General features: G+C 71.2%; 22 protein-coding genes. 14 read left to right on the forward strand and 8 right to left on the reverse strand.

What is annotated here, in order from left to right:
• Positions 1–11: 11 nt before the first annotated feature.
• Complete coding sequence (locus tag ABGB01_RS35510; protein ID WP_347777952.1) at positions 12–356, reverse strand: hypothetical protein; 345 nt, start codon at positions 354–356, stop codon at positions 12–14.
• 308 nt (positions 357–664) lie between these two features.
• Here ABGB01_RS35510 and ABGB01_RS35515 point away from each other — a divergent pair, with 308 nt between their 5' ends.
• Entirely contained in the window at positions 665–1,270 is a 606-nt protein-coding gene (locus tag ABGB01_RS35515) for a cysteine hydrolase (protein ID WP_347777953.1), read from the forward strand.
• 32 nt (positions 1,271–1,302) lie between these two features.
• On the opposite strand, the gene ABGB01_RS35520 is transcribed toward ABGB01_RS35515, so the two are convergent.
• The 5 genes from ABGB01_RS35520 to ABGB01_RS35540 form a co-directional block, all read right to left on the reverse strand.
• Positions 1,303–2,745: a S41 family peptidase gene (locus ABGB01_RS35520; protein WP_347777954.1), complete on the reverse strand. Its 1,443-nt coding sequence runs from the start codon at positions 2,743–2,745 to the stop codon at positions 1,303–1,305.
• A 147-nt stretch (positions 2,746–2,892) separates the two neighbouring features.
• Positions 2,893–3,807, reverse strand: coding sequence for an SDR family NAD(P)-dependent oxidoreductase (locus ABGB01_RS35525; protein WP_347777955.1), 915 nt, complete (start codon positions 3,805–3,807; stop codon positions 2,893–2,895).
• Positions 3,808–3,834: 27 nt separating this feature from the next.
• A complete protein-coding gene (locus tag ABGB01_RS35530; protein ID WP_347777956.1) occupies positions 3,835–5,010 on the reverse strand; it encodes a PQQ-dependent sugar dehydrogenase in 1,176 nt (391 codons plus the stop codon).
• A gap of 67 nt (positions 5,011–5,077) precedes the next feature.
• Positions 5,078–5,587 (reverse strand): DUF1097 domain-containing protein, encoded by a 510-nt coding sequence (locus ABGB01_RS35535; protein ID WP_347777957.1) that lies wholly within the window; start codon positions 5,585–5,587, stop codon positions 5,078–5,080.
• Positions 5,588–5,618: 31 nt separating this feature from the next.
• Positions 5,619–6,353: an SDR family oxidoreductase gene (locus ABGB01_RS35540; RefSeq protein WP_347777958.1), complete on the reverse strand. Its 735-nt coding sequence runs from the start codon at positions 6,351–6,353 to the stop codon at positions 5,619–5,621.
• Positions 6,354–6,471: 118 nt separating this feature from the next.
• On the opposite strand from ABGB01_RS35540, the gene ABGB01_RS35545 reads away from it, so the two are divergent.
• The 4 genes from ABGB01_RS35545 (at position 6,472) to ABGB01_RS35560 (ending at position 12,065) form a co-directional block, all read left to right on the forward strand.
• A complete protein-coding gene (locus tag ABGB01_RS35545) occupies positions 6,472–7,185 on the forward strand; it encodes a TetR/AcrR family transcriptional regulator (RefSeq protein WP_347777959.1) in 714 nt (237 codons plus the stop codon).
• Between the two features lie 1,141 nt (positions 7,186–8,326).
• Complete coding sequence (locus ABGB01_RS35550) at positions 8,327–9,715, forward strand: alpha-L-fucosidase (RefSeq protein ID WP_347777960.1); 1,389 nt, start codon at positions 8,327–8,329, stop codon at positions 9,713–9,715.
• Between the two features lie 59 nt (positions 9,716–9,774).
• Positions 9,775–11,103: an alpha-L-fucosidase gene (locus tag ABGB01_RS35555; RefSeq protein WP_347777961.1), complete on the forward strand. Its 1,329-nt coding sequence runs from the start codon at positions 9,775–9,777 to the stop codon at positions 11,101–11,103.
• A 626-nt stretch (positions 11,104–11,729) separates the two neighbouring features.
• Positions 11,730–12,065 (forward strand): hypothetical protein, encoded by a 336-nt coding sequence (locus ABGB01_RS35560; RefSeq protein ID WP_347777962.1) that lies wholly within the window; start codon positions 11,730–11,732, stop codon positions 12,063–12,065.
• Here ABGB01_RS35560 and ABGB01_RS35565 read toward each other — a convergent pair.
• Positions 12,059–12,670, reverse strand: a complete 612-nt coding sequence (locus tag ABGB01_RS35565; RefSeq protein WP_347777963.1) for a TetR/AcrR family transcriptional regulator — start codon at positions 12,668–12,670, stop codon at positions 12,059–12,061. The genes ABGB01_RS35560 and ABGB01_RS35565 overlap by 7 nt on opposite strands.
• A 135-nt stretch (positions 12,671–12,805) precedes the next feature.
• On the opposite strand from ABGB01_RS35565, the gene ABGB01_RS35570 reads away from it, so the two are divergent.
• The 3 genes from ABGB01_RS35570 to ABGB01_RS35580 all read left to right on the forward strand — a co-directional run bounded on the left by ABGB01_RS35570 (position 12,806) and on the right by ABGB01_RS35580 (position 16,067).
• Positions 12,806–13,666 (forward strand): SDR family oxidoreductase, encoded by an 861-nt coding sequence (locus ABGB01_RS35570; RefSeq protein WP_347777964.1) that lies wholly within the window; start codon positions 12,806–12,808, stop codon positions 13,664–13,666.
• A 104-nt stretch (positions 13,667–13,770) separates the two neighbouring features.
• Positions 13,771–14,559 carry a MerR family transcriptional regulator gene (locus tag ABGB01_RS35575; protein WP_347777965.1) on the forward strand — a complete coding sequence of 263 codons (789 nt, stop codon included), beginning with the start codon at positions 13,771–13,773 and terminating at the stop codon, positions 14,557–14,559.
• Between the two features lie 116 nt (positions 14,560–14,675).
• Complete coding sequence (locus ABGB01_RS35580) at positions 14,676–16,067, forward strand: hypothetical protein (RefSeq protein ID WP_347777966.1); 1,392 nt, start codon at positions 14,676–14,678, stop codon at positions 16,065–16,067.
• Between the two features lie 102 nt (positions 16,068–16,169).
• Here the strand turns inward: ABGB01_RS35580 and thyX are convergent, their stop codons facing one another.
• Positions 16,170–16,952: an FAD-dependent thymidylate synthase gene (gene thyX / locus ABGB01_RS35585; RefSeq protein WP_347777967.1), complete on the reverse strand. Its 783-nt coding sequence runs from the start codon at positions 16,950–16,952 to the stop codon at positions 16,170–16,172.
• Between the two features lie 126 nt (positions 16,953–17,078).
• On the opposite strand from thyX, the gene ABGB01_RS35590 reads away from it, so the two are divergent.
• The 6 genes from ABGB01_RS35590 to ABGB01_RS35615 all read left to right on the forward strand — a co-directional run bounded on the left by ABGB01_RS35590 (position 17,079) and on the right by ABGB01_RS35615 (position 22,219).
• Positions 17,079–18,263: a histidine kinase gene (locus ABGB01_RS35590; protein ID WP_347777968.1), complete on the forward strand. Its 1,185-nt coding sequence runs from the start codon at positions 17,079–17,081 to the stop codon at positions 18,261–18,263.
• Positions 18,260–18,943 (forward strand): response regulator transcription factor, encoded by a 684-nt coding sequence (locus ABGB01_RS35595; RefSeq protein ID WP_347777969.1) that lies wholly within the window; start codon positions 18,260–18,262, stop codon positions 18,941–18,943. The genes ABGB01_RS35590 and ABGB01_RS35595 overlap by 4 nt, the downstream gene beginning before the upstream one ends.
• A gap of 107 nt (positions 18,944–19,050) precedes the next feature.
• On the forward strand, positions 19,051–19,746 hold the full coding sequence (locus ABGB01_RS35600) for a hypothetical protein (protein WP_347777970.1): 696 nt from the start codon (positions 19,051–19,053) through the stop codon (positions 19,744–19,746).
• On the forward strand, positions 19,743–20,423 hold the full coding sequence (locus ABGB01_RS35605; protein ID WP_347777971.1) for a DUF4166 domain-containing protein: 681 nt from the start codon (positions 19,743–19,745) through the stop codon (positions 20,421–20,423). Before ABGB01_RS35600 ends, ABGB01_RS35605 begins: the two co-directional genes overlap by 4 nt.
• Positions 20,420–21,028, forward strand: a complete 609-nt coding sequence (locus tag ABGB01_RS35610) for a TetR/AcrR family transcriptional regulator (RefSeq protein ID WP_347777972.1) — start codon at positions 20,420–20,422, stop codon at positions 21,026–21,028. The genes ABGB01_RS35605 and ABGB01_RS35610 overlap by 4 nt, the downstream gene beginning before the upstream one ends.
• Before the next feature lie 522 nt (positions 21,029–21,550).
• Positions 21,551–22,219 carry a TetR/AcrR family transcriptional regulator gene (locus tag ABGB01_RS35615; RefSeq protein WP_347777973.1) on the forward strand — a complete coding sequence of 223 codons (669 nt, stop codon included), beginning with the start codon at positions 21,551–21,553 and terminating at the stop codon, positions 22,217–22,219.
• The last annotated feature ends 15 nt before the right edge of the window (positions 22,220–22,234 follow it).

Consider the following 22,234-nt stretch of genomic DNA (forward strand, 5'->3'; position numbering starts at 1 on the left):
GTCGATCAGCTTCATTCCGCCTGGCCGGTGAACTCCGTCGACATGAGCGCTCCGCGCAACTCCAGGCCGGGGTCGGCGGCCTCGTAGTTGCCTTCGGCGGTCTGCAACGTCTCGCCGGCGCCGTGGAAAGTCTTCATGAGCGTCGACATGTAGTGGACCATCTCCCCGTGGAAGCTGGCGTATTGGGCGGCCGTCTCCTCGGAGTCCTTCGGAAGGAGGCCGAAGGTCGTGGCCTCCGCCCTGGCGTTGACCCGGAATTCGTCCAGGGGTCCCGCCAGCGCCCGTGCTGCGGCCGCGTAGTCGGCGCCGGACCGGTGCAGTTGGCGATGCTCGTAGCCGAAACCCTGCTCAGTCATACCGTCCCTTCCTGAGAATTGTGCCGCTGTTCACCGGTGCAAGTCGACGAGCCCTTGATCCAAAAGTTACATAACGCGTGGAGGCCCGTCATCGGAGCGACCGTCACAAATCAATATCGACAAGTGGGACTATTCCGACACCCGATGCGGCCGTCATCCGGCTCCTCCTCGAACGCATCGCGTCCACGTCGCCGGAGGACGTCGTCCTGCCCGTGTCCATGGCCTACCGCGGGTCCACCGCCACCGCACGAAGCACCGGTTCCAGCGGAAACCGCCCGTTCCGGCAGGTGCCAGGGCAGAATCTGATCATGTCTCTCTCGCTCGGCACCACCGCTGTCCTGGCCCTGCACTGGCAGGTCAACGTGATCAAACCCGAAGGTTTCTTCGGCGGGATGCTCGCAGAACCCGTCGAGCGCAGCGGCGTCGTCGCCCGGGCCGCGGCGTTCCACGACGCGGCCATGGCGCGCGGCGTGCCCATCGTCTTCACCCGCTTCACGGTGCCCGACGACGAAGGCGCCCTCGTCCGCAACACCCCGTTCATGCGGTCGGTCGGCGACGCGCAGACCGCGTTCCGGCCCGACGCCGCCGGAACGCGGATCATCCACGAAATGACCGCGCAGGCCGGTCAGGGCACCGTCGTGGACAACCAGCGGCTCTCCGGGCTGGCGGGCAACGGCCTGCCCGAGAGGCTGACCGCACGCGGCGTCACCACGCTACTGATCACCGGGGTGGCCACCAACCTCACCGTCGAGCAGACCGCCCGGCACGGCACCGACCTCGGCTTCACCGTGCACGTGATCACCGACTGCGTGGCCGCGGCTGACGACGACGCCCACCGTGCCTCCCTGGCCAACCTGGCCCTGGCCACCGCGGGCGGCCTGCCCGCCGAGGAGGCCCTCGCCCGGCTCACCTGACGCTCGACGCCGGCGCTCACCGCGCAGTGGCCTCATTTCAGCAGAGTGAGTGCCTTGGCGAGCGCGGGGTCGCGGCCCGCGGACAGATCGCGAGGGGTCATCGGGGCCTGGTGGTCGGCGGGAACGCCGATGGTGTTGACCAGTTCCCCATGGGGTCCGCGGTGGTGCAGCGTCGGCATCGCCAGCACACTGCCGTCGTTCAGCGGGTACGTCACCGCCGAGCCGGCCACGAAGCCCGCGGTGCGGGTGCCGACCAGCGGGGCGATGCCCAGCCCTTTGACCGCGGCGCTGAAGTCGTCGCAGGCGGAGACGCAGGCGCGGTCGACCAGCACGACGAGGGGAAGGCCCAGCAGGGGAACGCTGTCGTCGGTGCGGCTGGCGGTGCACTCGTCGTGGACGTCGCACTGGTAGCTGGTGATCTTTCGGTGGGCGAAGGCCCCGAGCAGCCGGGTGACCTCGTCCACTCCTCCGCCGATGTTCCCTCGCAGGTCCAGGACCAGCCCGCGGAGCTCCTTGTCCGCCCGCAGCCGCGCCACCTCCGCCAGCGTGTCGTCGGCCGAGCCCCGGTAATACCCGGGGAGTTCGACGTAGGCGACGTCGCCGTCCACCAGCTTGCCCGACGCCTTCAGCGGTGGCGGGTCGAGGAGACCGTACTCGACCGACACCGTACGCTCGCGTCCGCTCGCCGGGTCCCGAAGCGTGAGCCGCACCGGCTCGCCGTCGGTGGCGGACAGCCGGGTGATGACGCCCTCGGAGAGCGTTCCGCCGAGGAAGGGCGGTGCGCCGTCGACCGAGACGATCACGTCGCCGGGACGCACGCCACTCTTGGCGGCCGGGCTGTTCTCGATCACCTCGGTCACGAACAGCGGTTCGGTGGCGGCCGGGTCGAGGTTCGTCCTGCGCGCCCCCGACACCGAGAGGCCGAGCCCGTGCGGCCCTTCCCCGCCCGGCTCTGGGCGCCGCCACTTGGCGTGGTTGTCGTCGAGGCTGGCGACCATGCCGTTCACCACCGCCGCGGCGAGCGCCTGCTGCACGTCGCCGTCCGCCTCCACCCGCTCGTAGACGTCGCTGAACGCCTGCCAGTCGCGGTCGCGGTCGCCGCTCATGGGCGGCGTGGTGACGTCCGCCTGGTCCATGCCGCGCCGGTGAAGCTCCTGGGTGAAGGCGGCGAAGGCGGCGGCCAGCAGGTCCCGGTGGTCCATCGCCGGGCCCGCGTAGGAGTTGGTGAGAATGCAGTGGTAGACCTGCTCCAGCGTCTCGGGCGTGGTGGGCTCGAGCTCCGGGGATTCCGGCGGCTGCCCGGGGGTGCAGGCGTCCGCTTGCGAAGCGGCGGCTTGGACAGCGGGTGACTGGGCCGGCTGGCCCGCCATCGGCGCGGTCCAGCCCGAGAGCAGCAGAGCGCTCGCCACGCCGGCCGACGCCACGGCGGCGCGCCGCGTCGCGGATCTTCCCCGAGTTCTTTGTGTGAACTTCATGGCCGGTATCGTCACGGTGGGCGAGTTTCCAGGGCGTTTCCGTTGGTTGACAGCGGCCGCCGTTGTGTGCACACCTGCCAGGAGACGTCCGCCGCCCGGCATGGACAACCCATCGGCCCCTGGATCGTGCGGAGCCGATGAAGGCCGTCACTCGGATTCGGTGCCGGTGCTCCGCTGTGGCCGCGGGGTCAGCAGCTCGCCGAACCCCATGCGGTGCACGAAACCTTCGCGCGTGCCGCGGGCGACCTCGTTGACCGCGTCCACGCCGGACTCGGTGTAGTCGACGACGCTGCGGAACGGCTTGGCGCCGTGCGGCAGGGCCAGGATCCGGGTGATCTCCTCGGCGACCCCGACCGGGCTCGGGTCGACCCCGGGGACGAACAGCGCGGAGGTCACCTCCTCGTTGCGCGCCACCATCGGGTCGAGCTCGGCGTAGGCGGCCGCGACCGTCGTGTCGCCGGCTCGGGTGGCGTTGGGGAAGTGCTGGGTGCCCTTGGTGATCGCGCCGGGCATGACGATGCAGGTCTCGATGCCGAACGGGTTCGCCTCGTACGACGTGGCCACCGCCAGGGTGTCGAACGCCGCCTTGGACGCCGCGTACGGGCCGAGGAAGGGCGGCGTGGTGACGATGATGGTGCTGCCGACGTACAGCAGGGTGCCGCCGCCGCGGCCGCGCAGATGGGGCATGGCCGCCCGGTTCACCCGCTGGGCGCCGATGACGTTGATGTCGAACAGCCGGGTGACGTCCTCGGCGGTGAACGCCTCGGTGTAGCCGACGTACAGGTGGCCCGCGTTCTGGATCACGACGTCGAAGTCGCCGCCGCCGCGCAGCACGGTGGCCACCGCCGCGTCGGCCGACTCCTGCGAGGTGACGTCGAGCTCGATGACGCGCAGGGCGCCGTCGTACTCGGCGGTGACGTCGAGCAGTTCACGGCGGTGGACGTCGTTGCGCCCGTACGGATCGAGCATGCTGGCCCACACGGTGTGCCCGGCCCGGGTGAGTGCCTGGGCGGTGAGGTTGCCGATGCCGGTGGCGGCGCCGGTGATGAGGACGGTGGACATGGCGGGTTCTCCGTTCTTGGTCAAGGGTCAGGAGGCGGGGCGGACGAGCTCGACGCGCAGGATGCGATCGTCGCCCGGCCGGGGGTCGGTGCCGCCCCACGTCGCTTCGTCGGTGTTGGAGGTCGTGATCCACAAGGAGCCGTCGGGTGCCGCCTCCACCGTGCGGATCCGTCCGTAACGCTGGGCGAAGTAGGCGACCGGGTCGCCGGCCGCTCGGGGTCCGTCCACGGGCAGGCGCCAGAGCCGCTGCCCGCCGAGCGCGCCCATCCACACCGCTCCGCCCGCGACGGCGATGCCGGACGGCGAGGCGTCGTCGGGATGGACGGTGAAGATCGGGCGTTGGCCGTGCGAGCCGTCCTGCCCTTCAGACTCGGGCCATCCGTAGTCGCGTCCCGGTCGCAGCACGTTCAGCTCGTCCCAGGTCCTGTGGCCGAGTTCGGAGGCGTAGGCGGTGCCGTCGGGGCCGAACGCGATGCCCTGCACGTTGCGGTGGCCGCTGGAGTAGATGGCGGTGCCCGAGGGGTTGTCCGGAGGTATGGACCCGTCGGGGCGGATCCGCAGGATCTTGCCGTTCAGCGACTCGTCGTCGGCCGCGTTCTCGGGGGAGAAGGCGTCTCCGGTGCCGATCCAGAGGTTGCCGTCGGGCCCGAAGCGCAGGCGCCCGCCGTGATGGCGGTCGGCGGTCTCGATGCCTTCGAGGATCACCCGCTCCTGGCGCAGGGAGCGCAGGTCGAGGGCCAGACGCAGGGCGACGACGCGGTTGGTGGGCGAGGCGGACACGTACGCGTACACGGTGTGGTTCCGCTCGAACGACGGCGAGACGGCCAGTCCGAGGAGGCCGCCCTCGGAGCTCACCTCGACGCCGGGCACCGTGCCGACCGGCGTGGGGTTGCGGCCCTGCCGGAGGTGCAGGATCCGGGCCGAGGCGCGCTCGGACACCAGGGCGGAGCCGTCCGGCAGGAACGCCAGGCCCCAGGGCATGGCCAGGCCGCGGGCGATCTCGGTGACCGCGCCGGGGACCAGCCCGCGCGTGACCCGAGCCGTGCTGCCCTGAGCGGTGCTGTTCTGTGCGGGGCTGTTCTGTGCGGCGCCGTTCTGCCCGGCGCCGGGCTCCGGTGGGGCGCAGCCGGGCAGCGTGGTCATGACGCAGAGGAGAGCGGTGGCGGCTCTGAGGCGCCCGCCGGTACGTGGGATGAGGAGCATGGCTGATCCGTCCTTCATGTCGGTCAGGCACGGCGAGCCGGGGACGGCACGCCCCCGGCTGCGGCCGCTACGTGGCGAACCGGTGCTGCAACCGCTGGCAGGTGAAGCCGGCGACGGCCCCGAGGGCGGTGCCCGCGACCAGGGTGAGCAGCCCGGGGATCACGTGCTCGGGCTCCGCGGCGAAGAAGGTGACCAGGCCCACGAACCACGCGAGCATGTTGTTGACGACGGGTGTCGTACGCAGGCCGACCGCGACGGAGGCCAGGACGAAGACCCCGAGCGGCAGCGCCAGGGCGCCGGCGAATGGCGTGGCCAGCCCCACGATCGTGTGCCCCAGCACGGCGAGCGCCATGCCGAGCCACAGGCAGATGACGGCGTGGATGCCGAGGCGGACCGAGGTGGGCCGGGTGAACCACGCCACCCAGCCCGCGAACATGACCCAGGCCTCCAGGCCCAGGGCGGTGCTGGTGTAGGCGGCTGCCGCGGCCACCACGGCCGCGATTGCGGTGTAGGTGACGAACCGGCCGGTGTGTTGCCGGTCCACGGTGTGCTGCGCTGCGGTGGTGTGCGTCTCCATGGTGGTCCCTTCTCGTTGGCTGCGTGCGACGTCAGGCGGCGCCGCCGTTGGCGAACACGATCTGGCCGTTGATCCAGCGGCCGGGCCCGGCGAGGAAGGCGACGAGCTCCGCGATGTCGTCCGGGGTGCCGAGCCGGTTCATCGGGCTGAGGCCGGCGATCCGGTCGATGACCTGCTGGGACTTGCCTTTGAAGAACAGCTCCGTGGCCGTGGGGCCGGGCGCGACCGCGTTGACCGTGACGTCGCGGTCGCCCATTTCCTTGGCGAGGATCGGGATGAGGGCCTCCACCGCGCCCTTGGTCGCGGCGTACGCGCCGTAGGCCGGCAGGTGCAGGCGGGTGACGCTGGTGGAGAAGGCGACGAAGGCGCCGCCGGGACGGATCCGGCGGGCGGCCTCCTTGGCCGTGACGAACGTGCCCCGCACGTTGGTGCGCAACTGCCGGTCCAGCTGGGCCAGGTCCAGCTCCCGGATCGGCTGCAGCGCCATGATCCCGGCTGCGTTGACGACGACGTCGATGGGGCCGAGGCGCTGCTCGACGGTGTCGAAGGCGCCGGCGATCGCGTCCTCGTCGGCCACGTCGGCCTTGAGCGCGATCCCGCGGGCTCCGGCCGCCTCGATCTCGCCGACGGCGGCGTCCGCCTCTTTGGCGTTGGAGGCGTAGAGGACGGCGACGTCCTGGCCGGCCGCGGCGAGCCTGGCGGCGACGGCGCGGCCGATCCCTCGCGAGCCCCCGGTGACGATGGCGGTACGTGATGCGGTGTCCATGAACATTCCCCTTGCTCAACTGCTAACAGCATCAAGTTAGCACTGTCGTGAAGACGATAACAAGATGTTGTTAGCAGTCGATTTATCGGTAGGAGGGAATGCCTGTTAGCATCGCTACATGGCTAGCTCGAGCAAGCGGGACACGATCCTCGACGCCGCAGCGGACCTGCTGGCGCGTGAAGGCAGGGACGCCGTCTCGACCAGGGCTGTCTGCAAGGCCGCCGGCGTGCAGGCGCCCATCCTCTACCGGCTGTTCGGCGACAAGCAGGGCCTGCTGGACGCCGTGGCCAGCCGGGGGCTCACGTCGTACATCGCGGAGAAGCGCCGCATCACGCCCAGCGGAGATCCCGTGGACGACCTGCGGCGCGGTTGGGACGCGCACATCGGATTCGGTCTCGCCGAGCCCGCCCTCTACTCGCTGATCTACGGCAGCCCGCGACCGGGCGCCGAACCCGAAGGGGCCAAGCAGGCCGCGGAGATCCTCGCCGGGCTGGTGCACCGCGTCGCCCTGGCCGGCCGGCTCCGCGTCCCGGAGGAGCGGGCGGCGCGCGTGGTCCACGCGGCCGGGCGTGGCACCACGCTGGCCCTGATCGCCACGCCTGAGGCCGACCGCGACATGGAGGCCGCCCGCATCGTCCGCGAAGCCGTCATCCACGCGATCACCGAGCCCGCCCCGGCCCCCGATTCCGCGCGGGCCGGCTCAGCGCGGGCCGGCGGCGACGTCGTGGCCGGCGCCATCACCCTGAAGGCCGCCCTCGGAGACCTGAAGGTCCTCAGCCCTTCCGAGAGCCTGCTGCTGGGCGACTGGCTCGACCGGATCATCGAGGGCTAGCCGCCGAGACTCCGGGGCATGTTGCGTCCTGGAAGCTGGTCCAGGCCTGCGGGTGAAAGTCCCGTCCGGGTAAGCATCGGAGCGCCCGGTAGCAGGCCCCGGTTCGTCGTGGAGATATGGCGGGCTGAGCGGGGTGTCAAGAGCCTCTTTGGAGGGAGCGAGCACGCGGGCCGTAGCGTTAAGCGAACCTTGCAGCCTCGTCAGAGTTACAACGGAGAAGCCGAGCCGCTCATGTCACGGCGAAGGCCATGCTTGGTGGGCCCTGTTCCGGGGTCAGCCCGCCGGGTTCTTCCGGGGTACGGAGGATGGCACGTGTGCACGGTCTGGGCCGGAACAGGAGAGACCCGTCTGACCACTCTGTCACTGGCGTTGCGGGGTGCCGGTTAATCGTCCGACCAGGTCAAGCCACATGTCGACACTCTCTCAGAACGCCGCCGAGTCGATCACGTCGATGGATGTCGAGCGCCGTGATCCGGGCTGGGGCAGTGTCAGAGGCCAGAGCGTACAGCGGACGTCGGTGAGGGGATGGACCGCGAAGAAGTCGCACGCCGACAGGGCGCCTGCCCGACTGCGCAGGAACGCGGCCCAGGCCGCGGAGGTCCGCTCCGGAGACGGGTCGATACCGTGCGCCTTGAGGATCTCCCACACGGTGGAAGCGGCGACCTAGATACCGAGTACGGCCAGCTCACCATGAATGCACTGATAACCCCACGAAGCGTTCCCCCGAGCCGGCCGCATTTTGCCCGCCTGCCGCTGCAACACCATCAACTGCTGCCGTAACACCAAGGTTCCGACCTCCTTATCCGCGGCATCGGTCAGGGGCAGGAAGCCACGACGTGAGAATCGGTGACCCATGCTCCCTGAGCGTACGAGGTCGAAGCACCTCGCGATCTACACCTTCGTAGCGTGCCGGACCCATCAGGCTCTCGCGGCCCGGGCTGGCCGCACCGTTATGGCTGCTGTGACGAGCATCACACAAAATCGCATATGCGTATAGCGCGATTTTTTTCGTAGCATCGCTGCCGAGCGGACGGGAAATCCGCCGGCCCGGCAAAGCCGGTAACACGTCCGGGAGAAATTCCATCAATCACCGAATCCGGCGGCACACGCCGGCGATCCGGCATGCAACAAAGGAGCGAACGTGGACAATGCTGCCGTCGAAACGGTGACGGCGCGCCGTACCCCCACCTGGTTCGACGAGGAGAAACTGGGCATCTTCATCCACTGGAATCCGGCCGTCGTGGCCGCGTATGCCCCGGTGATCAGCCTGGAACGGCTCCTCGAAGAAGACGCCACGGGAAATCTGGGCATGCGCCTCAATCCTTACTCCGACATGCACTGGAACAGCATGGCCATACCGGGCAGCCCGGCCCAGCGCTATCACGAGCAGCACTTCCCAGGCGCCGGTTACGACGCCCTGGTCACCGCCTTTCGGGAGGAGGTGCTGCCGGCTTGGGATCCGGCGCCATGGGCGCGGCTGTTCGCCCGTGCCGGAGCCCGGTACGTGGTCATGACCACCAAGATGGACGACGGCTTCCTCATGTGGCCGAGCGGGCATCCCAATCCGTTCCGCGACGGCTGGCAGGCCCGCCGCGATGTCGTCGGCGAACTGGCCGAGGCCGTACGGGGGCAGGGGTTGCGCTTCGGCACCTATTACAGCGGCGGGCAGGACTGGACGTTCAGCGGGCTGCCGCTGGCCGACCTCGACGCGTTCATGAACGGCATGCCGAAGGGCGAGAATTATCGCGCCTACGTCGATAACCATTGGCACGATCTGATCGAGCGCTACCGTCCGTCCCTGCTGTGGAATGACTATTCCCATCCGGGCACCTCGAACGTACAAGAATTGTTCGAGCATTACTGGCGGCAGGTGCCCGACGGTGTGATAAACGACCGATTCGCGGACGGCGTATCCGGCGATGACGGCGCACCGGAAATATATTCCGACTTCCTGACACCGGAACAGTCCACCGAAGGAACTCCGGACCGGAAATGGGAGTGCTGCCACACCCTCGGCACCGCCTGGGGCTTCAACCGCATGGAGACGGCCGCCAGCCACATGAGCGCGGAGCAACTCATCCACATGTTCGCCGACATCGTGTCACGAGGCGGCAACCTGCTGCTCAACGTCGGCCCCACCGCCGCGGGCACGATCCCGTGGCTGCAGGCCGAACGGCTGCTCGCGCTGGGCTACTGGCTGGAAAACAACGGCGAAGCCATCTACCGCGCTCGTCCCTGGACCCAGACCAGGGGCCTGACCGGCGACGCCCAGCCGGTCCGCTACACCGCCTCCACCGACGCCATCCACGCCATCGTCCTCGGCACACCACCTGAACGGCGGCTGGAGCTGCACCTGCGGCTGGAGGACGGCGTCCGCGTCACGCTCGCCGGCCGCCGCACCTGGCTGCCCTGGCAGCGCACCGCGTACGGCGTCAGCGTGCGCCTGCCCGACCAGCTCGACCCCAGCCCCGCTGTCAGCCTTCGGCTCTGGCCCAAGGAACAGGTCCATCCGCTGCCCGAGAACGGTTAAGCCACCTCGCCGCGGAACATGCGGCAAGCCCCCGCGATATCCCCGAAAGGATCCCTTCCATGGCTAGCACGCCCCCGCAGTGGTTCGACGATGCCAAATTCGGCGTCATGGTCGTCTGGACCCCCGCTTCGATCCCCGCCTACGCGCCGCCGTGGTCGTTCGGCGAGGACGTACCGGACACCGACACGCTCATGCGGGAGTTCCCCGCAGCGGAGATGTATCTCAACACCCTGCTCACCCCGGGCAGTTCCACCGCCCGCCACCATGCCGAGCACTACGGCGACCAGCCGTACGACATTTTCGCCGATGAGTTCCGCGGGCACGCCGCCCGGTGGGAGCCGGGTCCGTGGGCGGATCTGCTCGCCGCGGCCGGCGCCAGGTACGCCGTGCTCGTGGCCAAGCACCAGGACGGCTTCCTGCTGTGGCCGAGCGCCATCGAGCCGGACCGTCCAGGCTGGCACGCCGGACGGGACGTGGCCGGCGAGTTCGCCACCGCTGTACGCGAGCGCGGCCTGCGCTTCGGCGCCCTGTACACCGGCGGCGTCGACTACACCTTCGGCGGGCTGCCGCTCACCGGAGAGATGGGCGCCAACCCCGCCCAGCGGGCCGATTTCGCCCGCTACACCGACGCCCACTGGCGCGAACTGATCGAGCGCTACCGGCCCTCCATCCTCTGGAATGACATGGGCTACCCCGCCGAGGCCGACCCGGCCGCCCTCATCGCCTGGTACCGCGCCCTGGTGCCGGACGGAGTGGTCAACGACCGCTTCACCGCCTCGGCCACCGGCTCGGAGGAGGAGCTCGCGGACTTCGCGACCCTGGAGTTCGACAGCGACTACGCCGGCTCGGCGCCGGCCGGGCGCAAGTGGGAGTCGACCCGCGGCATGGGCACCTCCTTCGGCTACAACCGGCAGGAGCTGGAGGAGCATTACGACAGCGCCACCGACCTGATCCACGAGCTGGCCGACTGCGTCGCCCACGGGGGGAACTTCCTGCTCGCCGTCGGGCCCACCGGCACCGGCGAGATCCCCTGGCCACAGGCCAGACGGCTGGCCGAGATCGGCCTGTGGCTGCGCCACCACGGCGCCGCCATCTACGGCACCCGCCCCTGGCGGCGGCCGACCGGCAAGACCGGTGACGGCCTGGAGATCCGCTACACCGCCGCCGGCGACGCCGTGCACGCCATCGTGCTCGGCACCCCACCGGCCGCCCACGTCGAACTCGACCTCACCCTGCAGCCCGGAGCCGAGGCACGGCTGCGCGCGGACGGCCTCGCCCTGCCCTGGACCTCCACCCCGCACGGGGCCAGGGTCGAGCTGCCGGAGATCCCGCACCCCGAGCCGGCCTTCACGCTACGACTCGCACCGGCCTCCGCGATCGGCGGCTGACCGGCGCCCCGGGCGCGCGCCGATGAGTTTTGCGTGCCGTCGTCGTCTCAACCGGGAAACCGATGGAAAGGAAGAGTTCGATCTACTCGGTTGCTTCGTCCCTGGACGGCTACCATACCGACGCCCACGGCGACTACTCCTGGGCCGTCCCCGACCAGGAGGTCATCGCGGCGCTCAACGCCGACGCCGGCGCGGTGAGCACCTACCTGTACGGGCGGCGGACGTATGAGGCGATGGCGGGGTGGGAGACCGATCCGGCGGTGGCCGCCCAGTCACCGGAGTCCGCGGCGTTCGCGGCGACCTGGCAGGCCGCCCAGAAGGTCGTCTTCTCGGCCGGCCCCGGTCCTGCCGGACGGGCTGCGAACCGCTCTCTCCCTCACGGGCGAGCGCCGGTTCGGCAACGGCATGGTGCAGCTCACCTACGACGTCCACAAGCCGATCGACAGGTGAGACGGCCGCCCGGCCATCAAGACCGGGCAACCGCAGCGACCTGGCCGGAGCATCCATCGTCCGGCGGAGCGCATGAGAGCTGATCGAGAAGAACGGAAAACGCGAGCCCCTTCCCGTGCGTCGCTGCACGGGAAGGGGCTCGCGTCGGGGGAGCGGGGATGCGGACAAGTCTGGTTGTGGAAGCACTCGATCGGGTGCCGGTGCCGGTGACGCTGTCCCCCGGTCTGTCGATGCTGGCGTTGATCACCGATGCGCTGTCCGGCCGGCGCCGTGGCGCCCCGGAGAGGTGGCGGCGGTCGCTGCGCGCGGCCGCGATGAACACCAACGCGGGCACCGGTAACCGGTCCGCGGCCCCCGGCCGGCTCGGGCGTCTGCACGTAGCGGGTGACCAGGGACAGCAGCAGGGAGAGGTCCACCAGCGGGGCGGCGCACCGGCGTTCGCGGCGCACCCAGGCGGCGGAGGTATCGGCCTGCTCCGCCCCGGACGTCCCAGCCGGCGTACGACTCAGTGACGCGGGCGCAGCCCGTTGAGGGCGGTCTCGACGACGCTGTCGGCATAGCCGGGGGTCAGCCCTCCGGCGCGCTGGAGCCAGCGGTTGAGCAGCGGCCCCCAGATCATGTCGACGGCCACGTCGAGGTCGAGGTCCTCGGCCAGTTGCCCGGCCCGCTGGGCGCTGCGCAGCCGCCCCTTCTTCAGCTCTCTCATCGGGCCGTCCAGCCGTTCGGCGTAGAGGGCGGCGAGCGCGGGATCGTGCGTGATCTCCGTGTTGAGGGCGCGCATCGGCTCGTCGTAGCGCGGGTCGTTGAGCTCTTCGATCGTGGCCCTGAGCACCGCCTTCAGGTCCGCCTCCAGATCGCCGGTGTCGGGCAGGGCGCTCGCTCCGCCGTCCGGCTGCTCGCTGAGCATGAGGAAGGCGTCGAAGAGGACCGCCCCTTTGGAAGGCCACCAGCGGTAGATCGTCTGCTTGCCGACACCGGCCCGCGCCGCGATGCCCTCGATGCTCAGCCTGGCGTATCCCACCTCCTGCACCAGTTCGAAGGCCGCGGCGAGGATGGCCCGCCGGGATGCCTCGCTCCGGCGGGGCGCGGGGGAGGGCGGCTTGCGCTGTGTCGTCATGCCGCCAACCTAACAAAATCGAGACGAGACGGTCCGTCTTGACTCGGCGAGGGGGAGCCCTGTACTGTCCCGTCACAAGACGAGACGGACCGTCTCGCCTTGGACAGGCCAAGCAACTCGATCGGAGCTCCCCATATGCGCACCCAGGAAACCGTCTCCACCCGCACCTGGTTCATCACGGGAGCCAGCCGCGGCCTGGGCCGGGCGTTCACCCTCGCCGCGCTGGAACGCGGCGATCACGTGGCCGCCGCCGCCCGGACCATCAAGCGCCAGGACTTCGACGACCGGTACGGAAACCGGCTCCTCACCCTGCCGCTCGACGTGACCGACCGCGACGCGGTGTTCGCCGCCGTCGGCACCGCAGTCGAGCACTTCGGCCGGCTCGACATCGTGGTCAACAACGCCGGGACCATGTCCTCGGGCATGATCGAGGAGTTCACCGAGGCCGAGGCGCGCGCCCAGCTGGAGGTCAACCTCTTCGGGGCGATGTGGGTCTGCCAGGCCGTCCTGCCGCACCTGCGTGCCCAGGCCTCAGGCCACATCGTGCAGATCTCCAGCATCGGCGCCCTGGGCGGCTTCCCCAGCACGGGGATGTACAGCGCGAGCAAGTTCGCGCTGGAGGGCATGAGCGAGGCGCTGGCGATGGAGGCCGCGCCGTTCGGCGTCAAGCTCAGCATCGTCCAGCCCGGCGGTTACTGGACCGACCTCTACACCAGCATGACGACGACGTCGCCCGCGCCTGAGTACGGCCCGTTGCGCGCCGAGCTGGAGAAACAGTGGGCCGAGGGGTCGATCGACAGCGAGCCGCGGCTCGCCGCCGAAGCGCTGCTGAAGCTGGTCGACAGCGCGGACCCGCCGCTGCGGCTGCTGCTCGGCAGCATGGTCTACGACCTGGCCTTCGACGTCTCCCGGCGGCGCATGGAGACCTGGGCCGCCTGGGAGCAGGTCAGCCGCGCCGCCGAACACGCCGTACCCGCCCCAGGAAGCGCCGGCTGACCACCGGTCCGGCCGTTCCTGCACCGACGCCGCCGCGCCCGCGCAGGAACCGCCGGCCGGCCACCCGCCACGCCCGGGTGGACCCTCCCACAGAGGGAGCCACCATGCTTGGGGGCATGGACGAGGAACTGCTGCCGATCGGGCAGTTCGCCAGGCTCAGCCGGCTGAGCGTCAAACAGTTGCGGCACTACGCCCAGCTCGGGCTGCTGGTGCCCGCGTACGTCGACGAGCACACCGGCTATCGCTACTTCCGGCACGAGCAGGCGCGCGACGCGCTGTCGATCGGGCTGCTGCGCTCGCTCGACGTCCCGCTCGCCGTCATCGCGCAGGTGCTGTCCGGCACGTCCGGCGTCCTGGAGGAGGTGCACGAGCGGCTGGAAGCCGAGCTGGCCAGACGCCGGTCGACGCTGGCCGCCCTGGAGCGCGTCATGGCGGAGGGCCTGCCGTCCACCCCCGTCACGGTGATCACGGAACCGGCGCGGCGCGTGGCGGCGGTCACGACGGCGGCGGCGGATCCGTCACAGATCGGCGCGGCCACCTCGGCCGCCATCGCCGGGCTGCTGCGGGCCGGGCCGCCGGACGCCGCTCCCGAGCTCATCGGCCTGTTCCCGCTCGACTTCGGCGAGCCCGTCACCATCACCGTCGCCCTGGTCAGCGAGGAGCGGGTGGCGGGGGCCGCGCTCGACGTGCTGCCAGGCGGCCGGTTCGCCCGCGCCACGCACGTCGGCCCCTACGGCCAGATCGGGCTGACCGCGTACGCGCTGCTGTCCTGGTGCGCAGAGCGGCAATTCCCCGTCCGCGGCCCGATCCGCGAGGTGTACGTGTCCGACCCGGCGACCACCCCACCCGATCGGCTGGTCACCCATCTGATGATTCCTCTGGAGGAGCCGTGACACCGAAAGTGGTCCACTACGGGCCCGTCACCTGCCTGAACGTCACTCGGCCCAGGACGATGCTCAGGCAACCGGTGGCACCCGCCGCCGGGTGAGCCCGGGGCCGACCCGCGCCGATGACGGCTCCCATCGCGATCGCGGGCCCTCCCGGCGATCACAAGGAGGGCGTCGCGGCCAACCTCTGCCGGGTGCGCGGCGTCATACCGACTGTGGATCTTGCCAGGCGCCAGGGGCTGCGTATCGCGGTCGCGGCTTTCACCCTCCTGTTCACCCTCGGCGCCTTCGACCAGCTGAAGACGCCCGCCCTGCCGATGCCTGAGCGGGCGGTGGCCTCGGTCGAGGAGATCGCCGAGCGCCTGCGCGGCCATGTGGACGACGACGTCACCTACGCCCCCTATGTCACGACCCCGGGCATCCCTCTCCTGCCGTGGTGCTGGCCGGAGACCATCGACGCGCGGCTGCCGCCCGAAGGCGTGCCCGCCTACAGCGGCGAGCTGCTCTTCCCGGAGATGGACGAGCCGCTGAAGGCGAGATTCTGGATCACCTCGCCGGAGGAGGCGGCCCGCGGGGTGGCCGCGGCCCGCCGCGGCACCGAGGAGTGCGGCCACTCCGACGACGACAAGCTCAAGGACGTGACCGACTTCGAACGCTGGGGTTGGCGCGGCGTGCAAACCCTGGTCACCTCCGAATACTGGACGGAGCACGGTGACTCGGGTGCCGGCGCGACGATCGTGGCCGCGCGTGGCGGGCTGCTGGCAGAGGTGACGTGGGCCTGGCCGTTCGAGCCAGGCGGTGAGCCCGACCGGCGCCCGCTGCTCCGGGGCGCCGTGACGGCGGCGTCGGTGCTGGCCGCCGTGGGCGGCGACCGCACCGGGCCGGCACCCGCCGCCGCCACGACGCGGTCGGCTGCGGCCGAGATCGCCGCGGCCCTGCCTCCGCCGTCCGCGTACGGCAGGAACATGACGGCGTGGACCAGCCCAGGAAACATGCTCCGCTCGCACGAACTGACCTGCGGGGACAGCTCCCACGAGCAGATCGCCTACGACGGCGCGCCCGGCGTCACCCGCCGCCTGATCGGCGAGGTCTCCGTCCGCGAGGACGTGTTGTTCCTGCCCGACGAGCAGACCGCCGAACAGGCACGCGCCCAGCCGCTCAGGTGGGACGGAGGAGGCTTACCGACCGACGAGGGCGAGATCGTGCCCTGCCACGCCGACAGCGGGATGCTTTTCAGCATCGAACCCGCCCTGCAGCCGTTCGACCGGGGGCCGTGGAAGGGCGAGATCAGGACCCTCGCCATCAGCCGCCCCGACCCGCCGCGCCGCACCGACCTGCTGGGCCGTCCCACCCCGCCCGACGAGGTCGCGCACGTCGCCGTGGGCGTGCGCCATGGCACCACCATGGTCCACCTCCGCTGGCAGGGCCCGGCCGGGACCGATCCCGCCGCCGCTCTGCGCGCCGGCCGCGCCGCCCTCACCCGCACGCTCGACCGTCTGCCCGCCGGCGGCTGACCCGGCCGTACCGCCGGCTTGCCCGGGCGCCGTGCCGGTGGGCCGCCGGGCTGTTCGGGTCGCGCCGTGCAGCTTCGTGCAGCCGGGGGAGCGTCCGCCGGGTCAGACCTTGCGCCAGCCCGGCACCCAGGCTCCGTCCTCCACCACGTAGTCGCCGAAGAGGGCGGGCGCCTCCTCGCGCATGAGCTCACCGATGCGCTGGAACAGCAGGCGGATCTCCTCCTCCGCGCCGACGGCGGTGCGGGCCTCGATCGTGTGCCGCAGCGTGCGCACGTTGGCGGTCCACACCAGCCCGGTCGCCAGGCCCTCGGGAGCGAACCTGCGCATGAACGACGTGCGGTGCTTCTTCTCCGAGAACGGCACGCCTGCCTCGTCGAGCCCGAAGTGGCCGGCCATCCACCGCTGGAACTGCTCCAGCTGCTCCAGGACGGCCGTGGCCCGCTTCATCAGCTCGTCGTCCTCCTGCGCCCATTCAGGGAACCAGAACGGCAGCTCGTCCAGGCGCACGAACCGCAGCGACTCCTGGGAGATCGCCACGCCGGGACGGTGCCTGACCAGCTCATGGGTGAGGACGCGGCTTACGTTGTGCAGCACGAAGCTGAAGCTGATGTGCTCGAGGACCGAGCCGTGCGCGCTGGCCAGGATGTTACGCAGGTAGTCGTCCTGGTCTTTCCTGATCCGGACCACGTTGGGATTGAGCCCCGGCTCGAAGGAGCGGTAGCAGAGCCGACCGGCGAACTCGGCGAGGTTCTGGGCGTCGAGGTCGCCGCGGTCGAGCCGCTCCAGCCAGCTCTCCCCGCCGACCTCCGCGAGATAGCGGGCCAGCTCGTCGTAGTCGAGCGACGGACGGGCGACGACGAAGACCTGGGGTTCGACAGTGCGCATGGAAATCCCCCGTTTGGAGCGACCGCGTGGTGACGGCCCCAGTCAACCAGCTCCCGGCTCGGCTTCCCATGCTGACCCCGGCAACACGGTGTCCCGGTGCCCAGCGGCCGCCATTAGTCTTGCCGGGTGTTCGCGAACGTCCCGAGCGCCGTCCGCTCCTGGCCGCGCTCCTGGCGTGCTCGCTCCACGTTCGCCAAGGACGGCACGCTGGCGGTGCTGCTCACGCTGCTGGCGTTCGTGCCGACGCTGTCCGCCATCTCGGCGCAGCTCGGCGACCTGCCAGGACGCCCGGCGGACGCACTGGCCGTGGTGCTGGTCCTGGCCCAGTCCGCGCCGCTGGCCGTGCGCCGCCGCCGGCCCGCGGCCTGCCTGGCGGTCATCGGCGCCGCCTTCGCCGCGCACCAGGCGCTGTCCTACCCGCCGACGTTCGCCAGCATCGGCCTCTATCTGGCGGTGTACGCGGCCGGAGCCCACCAGGCGCGGTTCCGTCTCGGCCTCGCCGCGGCGGCGAGCGCCGCCTATGCCGCGCTGGCGGTCGTCCTGAGCAGCCTCGGGTCGCCCACTCGTGTCCAGGACTTCCTCGCGTTCTACCTGGCGCTGGTGGTGATCTGGATGGCCGGCGCGGGGATGCGCCGCCGGCAGGCGGAGGAGGCCGAACGCCGGCGGCTCGCCGCGGACGTGGCCAAGGCCGCCGAGCGGGCACGCATCGCCCGCGAGCTGCACGACGTGGTCACGCATCACGTGACCGCCATGGTGGTCCAGGCCGACGCGGCACAGTTCGTGGTCGGCGCGGCGCCCGACCGGGCCGAGGCCGGGCTGGCCTCCATCGGCGACACCGGGCGGCGGGCCCTCACGGAGCTGCGGCACCTGCTCGGCGTGCTGGAGGCGACCGGCGAGTCGGGCGCCGCGGATGACCGCACGCCGGCGCCGGGCAGGATCGGCGACCTCGTCGAGCAGGCCCGCGCGTCCGGCCAGCCCGTCGAGCTGTCCGAGTACGGCGAGCCGCGGCCCCAGGCCGTGGACGTGGAGCTGGCCGCCTACCGGGTGGTGCAGGAAGCGCTCACCAACGCGATGAAACACGCGGCAGGACGGCCCACCCGGGTCACGGTGCACCACGATCCCGATCGCCTCGCGATCGAGGTGGCCAGCGACGGGCCCGCCGGCGCGGCCCCCGCGCTGCCCTCGGGCGGGCGCGGTCTCGACGGGCTGCGCCAGAGGGTGCGCATGCTCGATGGCGATCTGGTCGCCGCGGGCGGGCCCGACGGCACGTTCAGTGTCCGCGCCTTCATCCCCACCAGGAGCCAGGCATGACCGACACCCCGATCAAGGTGCTCATCTGCGAGGACCAGGAGCTCGTGCGGGCCGGCTACGTCACCGTCTTCTCCGCCCAGCCCGACATGGAGGTGGTCGGTGAGGCCGCCGACGGCCGCGCGGCGGTGGAGGCGGCGCGGCGGCTGCGCCCGGACATCGTCGTGATGGACATCCGGATGCCCGTCCTCGACGGCATCGAGGCCACCAGGCAGCTGGCCGGGCCCGGCATCGCCGCTCCGGTGAAGGTGCTGGTCGTCACCACGTTCAACGTCGACGAGTACGTCTACGAAGCGCTCAGGGCCGGGGCTGCCGGCTTCCTGCTCAAAGACGCCAGACCGGCGGAGCTGGCCAACGGCGTGCGTACGATCGTCCGCGGCGAGTCCCTGCTGGCCCCCGCCGTCACCCGCACCCTCATCGGCCACTACGCAGCCCGCCTGCGCCCCGCCGACACCGCCAACCCGGCCAGGCAGGAGGTCGTACGCGCGCTGACCCCCCGTGAGCTCGAAGTGCTCGTACAGATCGCCGCCGGCCTGTCGAACGCGGAGATCGCCGCGGAGCTGTCCATCACCGTCGAGACCGTGAAGACCTACGTGTCACGGATCCTGATGAAACTCGACCTGCGCGACCGCGTGCAGGCGGTCGTCCTCGCCTACCGGGTGGGGCTCGTCTCCGCGGGCTGAGCCACGCCCCGGGTCGCGGCGCCGTCAGCGGCGGTCACCCCCTTGTTGAGCGGGTGCTCAAATCGTACACTTCGGTTTTGAGCGATCGCTCAAAACGGAGGGCGGCCATGCAGCTGTACGTCGAGGCACGCATACGAGCCGACCTGGACCTGCTCTGGCGCCGCACCCAGGATCCGGCACACCACCAGCGCTGGGACCTGCGCTTCACCCGCATCGACCACCTGGCCCGCGCGGAGGGGGAGCCGCAGCGGTTCAGGTACGGAGTCCGCCTCCTGCCGGGCCTCCTCGTCTCGGGAACGGGCATCGCGGCGGGCGAGAAGCGGCGCCCCGACGGCACCCGCACCTCGGCGCTCCGCTTCGCCTCCCCGCATCCCCTCTCACCGATCGCGCGAGGCCGCGGCTACTGGCGCTACCTCCCCGGCGGGGACGGCATCCGCTTCCTCACCGGCTACGACTACGAGCCACGCTGGGGGCGCCCCGGCCGGATCGCCGACCGCCTCGTCGTGCGCCCGCTGATGGGATGGGCCACCGCCTGGTCGTTCGACCGGCTGCGGTTGTGGTGCGAGCGCGGCATCACGCCCGAACGGTCGCTGCGGCACGCGCTCGCCGACGTGGCGGCACGCGCGCTGGCCATCGGGTTGGCCGCGGCGGTGGCGCCGCCGGCCGCCGTACCGGTGGCGATCGCCGCGCTCTGGCTGCCGCCGTCGCGTGACACTCCGGCGGCCCGGCGCTGCCTGCGCCGCCCGCCCGGACGCGCAGCCGCCACCCCGCCCGCCCTCCTGAACTCCTTGAGGTGGTCATGACCTCGATCTTCCAGCGGGCCCTGGGCGCCGGCTTCGACCGGCTCCACCCGCGCATCCAGCGGCGCTTCTCCGTCGGCCTCGGCAGCGGCGAGGCGTGCGCCGGCCGCGGCGTGATGGATCGTGTCTGGCACGCAGGCACCTGGCTGCGGCCGTTCCTGGCACTGGGCGGCACACGGCACATTCTGGTGCCGCGCAGCGGCCGCGACATCCCCTTCGCCATCGAGAACGTCCCCTACCGCGACTCCTTCGGCCGCGAGACGGTCACCTTCGTCAGAACCTTCGCCTTCCCCGGCCGGCCGCAACGGTTCGACGCCACGATGATCTTCAGCCCCGAACGCGGCTGCGTCGTCGACTACCTCGGCACGCACCAGCACCTCGCCACCGACCTGCACGTCCAGGCCGACCGGAGCGGCGCCCTGGTCATCCGCTCCGGCGAGCAGCGTTTCCGCGAGGGCCCGGTCGACGCCCGCGTGCCGGCCCTGATCAGGGGCGACGCCGTGGTCAGGGAATCGTACGACGACGAGGCGGGGCGCTTCCGCATCCAGGTCACCGTCTCCAACCGCTACTTCGGACCGCTCTTCGGCTACGAGGGCTCCTTCACGGCCGAGCACATCGACGTGGCCGCCCATGGCGTACGCGCCGATCTGCGGCCGGTCCGCGAGGAAGCGCGAGCATGAGCAACGACACGCGGACGAAACTGCTCGAAGGCGCGCTCACGACGCTCACCGAGCAGGGCATCGCCAAGACCTCCGCGCGTACGATCGCCGCCGCGGCGGGGGTCAACCAGGCGCTGGTCTTCTACCATTTCGGCAGCGTCGACGAGCTGCTGGCCGCCGCCTGCCGCCACGGCGCCGAGCAGCGGGTCGCCGTCCACCGCGACCGCCTGAACGGCGTGCGCACCCTCGGCGAGCTCCTGGCACTGGGCCGGGACCTGCACGCCGCCGAGCGCGACGGCGGCCACGTCGCCGTCCTGGCCCAACTGCTGGCCGGCGCGCAGACGCAACCACGGCTGGCCCCCGCCACCGCCGCCGGGCTCGCGCTGTGGACCGAGGAGATCGAGCAGGTGCTCGTACGGGTGCTGGCCGGCAGCCTGCTCGCGGAACTCGTCGACGTCGCCGGACTGGCCAGGGCGGTCTCCGCCGCGTTCGTCGGGCTGGAACTGTTCGAAGGCGTCGACCCGGCCGGGGCCGGCCACGCCTTCGCCGCACTCGACCAGATCGCCGACCTGGTCACGGCGCTGGAAGAACTCGGCCGGCTCACGCAGCCGCCCACCCCCGGCTAACGGGCTCCTGGGCGACCCACGGAGCACGTACGCCAAGATTTGACCGGGCCGCTGTCGATGCCGGCTCGGCCGCCGCCGCGAGGCCGCCATCGCCTACCGCACCGCGATGGACCTGGCCGACAACGAGGCCGAACGCGACTTTCTGGCCGCCCGCCTCGCCGAGGTCGTCGATCGCGGGGACGGGCGCTCGTCGGAACGGTAGACGGCCGACGGACAAGGAATCCCGCATGGACACGGCTGAGGTGCGCGCCGGGCGACGGGAGCGGGCGGGAAAAGCCTTCTGGGAACCCCCTCGGGCCGGGCGCCGCACTGCGTGCCTCCGGCCCGCTGGACCGCCCGTAGAACGGCGACGGCGCGCGCGGTCGCGCCCGCTCGGCGTCGTCGGGTGTCCCGGCACTCACCTGACGGAATCGGGTAAGCGAGCGAGCGCATGGTCGCTCATAGAATGCTCGTGGCGGGGCAAGGCCGGCCTGTCAGGCGGGCGGCATCGAAACCATGCACTCGAAGGGGCGAGGGTCGCGGATGGCCAGACGGCAGGCCCGATTCACCGCACAGGACTTGGCGGACGATCCCCGGCTGCGCGACCATTCCCCCGAGCTGTGGAGGCAGGACCTGGGGGAGGTGCAGCGCCGCCTGTTGTCGTCGGCGGTGCGCTGCTTCGCCACGAACGGCTTCCACGCCACGACCACGCGCGACATCGCCGGGGGCGTCGGGCTCAGCCCGGCCGCCCTCTACGTGCACTTCCCCTCGAAGGAACTCGTCCTGTTCGAGATCATCCGGGTCGGCCACGAGCGGGTCCTGGAGAGCGTACGCGACCCGTCCGTCCTGGCGTTTGAGAGCTCGGCGGACCGGCTGCGCGCCATCGTCTCGGCGTACACCGTGTGGCATGCCCGCCACCACGTGACCGCGCGGGTCTGCCAGATGGAGCTGAACTCCCTCACGGCCGAGCACTACGGCGAGATCGTGGAGCTGCGACACCAGACGAACGGATACTTCAGGGAGGCGGTCGCGCGCGGCGTCGCCGACGGGACGTTCGCGCAGGTCGACGTCAAGCGGGTCACGCGCGCGATGTTGTCGCTCAGCATCGATCTGGTCCGCTGGTACCGCCTCGACGGCCCCGACTCGCCGGAGCAACTCGGAGAGTTCTATGCGGGTCTCGCGCTGCGACTGGTCACCCCCGCGGGCAGGTAGGCCCGCGCGCCCCGC

Source organism: Nonomuraea sp. B5E05, from assembly GCF_039880665.1.
Classification (GTDB): domain Bacteria; phylum Actinomycetota; class Actinomycetes; order Streptosporangiales; family Streptosporangiaceae; genus Nonomuraea.

What these genes read in the sequence shown, in the direction of transcription:
- ABGB01_RS35565 (WP_347777963.1), bottom strand. Translation starts at nt 12,670, where the DNA reads ATGACGACACAGCGCAAGCCGCCCTCCCCCGCGCCCCGCCGGAGCGAG.
- ABGB01_RS35605 (WP_347777971.1), top strand. Translation starts at nt 19,743, where the DNA reads ATGACCTCGATCTTCCAGCGGGCCCTGGGCGCCGGCTTCGACCGGCTC.
- ABGB01_RS35525 (WP_347777955.1), bottom strand. Translation starts at nt 3,807, where the DNA reads ATGTCCACCGTCCTCATCACCGGCGCCGCCACCGGCATCGGCAACCTC.
- ABGB01_RS35600 (WP_347777970.1), top strand. Translation starts at nt 19,051, where the DNA reads ATGCAGCTGTACGTCGAGGCACGCATACGAGCCGACCTGGACCTGCTC.
- ABGB01_RS35545 (WP_347777959.1), top strand. Translation starts at nt 6,472, where the DNA reads ATGGCTAGCTCGAGCAAGCGGGACACGATCCTCGACGCCGCAGCGGAC.
- ABGB01_RS35555 (WP_347777961.1), top strand. Translation starts at nt 9,775, where the DNA reads ATGGCTAGCACGCCCCCGCAGTGGTTCGACGATGCCAAATTCGGCGTC.
- ABGB01_RS35515 (WP_347777953.1), top strand. Translation starts at nt 665, where the DNA reads ATGTCTCTCTCGCTCGGCACCACCGCTGTCCTGGCCCTGCACTGGCAG.
- ABGB01_RS35530 (WP_347777956.1), bottom strand. Translation starts at nt 5,010, where the DNA reads ATGCTCCTCATCCCACGTACCGGCGGGCGCCTCAGAGCCGCCACCGCT.
- ABGB01_RS35575 (WP_347777965.1), top strand. Translation starts at nt 13,771, where the DNA reads ATGCTTGGGGGCATGGACGAGGAACTGCTGCCGATCGGGCAGTTCGCC.
- ABGB01_RS35610 (WP_347777972.1), top strand. Translation starts at nt 20,420, where the DNA reads ATGAGCAACGACACGCGGACGAAACTGCTCGAAGGCGCGCTCACGACG.
- ABGB01_RS35570 (WP_347777964.1), top strand. Translation starts at nt 12,806, where the DNA reads ATGCGCACCCAGGAAACCGTCTCCACCCGCACCTGGTTCATCACGGGA.
- ABGB01_RS35520 (WP_347777954.1), bottom strand. Translation starts at nt 2,745, where the DNA reads ATGAAGTTCACACAAAGAACTCGGGGAAGATCCGCGACGCGGCGCGCC.
- ABGB01_RS35595 (WP_347777969.1), top strand. Translation starts at nt 18,260, where the DNA reads ATGACCGACACCCCGATCAAGGTGCTCATCTGCGAGGACCAGGAGCTC.
- ABGB01_RS35580 (WP_347777966.1), top strand. Translation starts at nt 14,676, where the DNA reads ATGACGGCTCCCATCGCGATCGCGGGCCCTCCCGGCGATCACAAGGAG.
- ABGB01_RS35540 (WP_347777958.1), bottom strand. Translation starts at nt 6,353, where the DNA reads ATGGACACCGCATCACGTACCGCCATCGTCACCGGGGGCTCGCGAGGG.
- ABGB01_RS35535 (WP_347777957.1), bottom strand. Translation starts at nt 5,587, where the DNA reads ATGGAGACGCACACCACCGCAGCGCAGCACACCGTGGACCGGCAACAC.
- ABGB01_RS35510 (WP_347777952.1), bottom strand. Translation starts at nt 356, where the DNA reads ATGACTGAGCAGGGTTTCGGCTACGAGCATCGCCAACTGCACCGGTCC.
- thyX (WP_347777967.1), bottom strand. Translation starts at nt 16,952, where the DNA reads ATGCGCACTGTCGAACCCCAGGTCTTCGTCGTCGCCCGTCCGTCGCTC.
- ABGB01_RS35615 (WP_347777973.1), top strand. Translation starts at nt 21,551, where the DNA reads ATGGCCAGACGGCAGGCCCGATTCACCGCACAGGACTTGGCGGACGAT.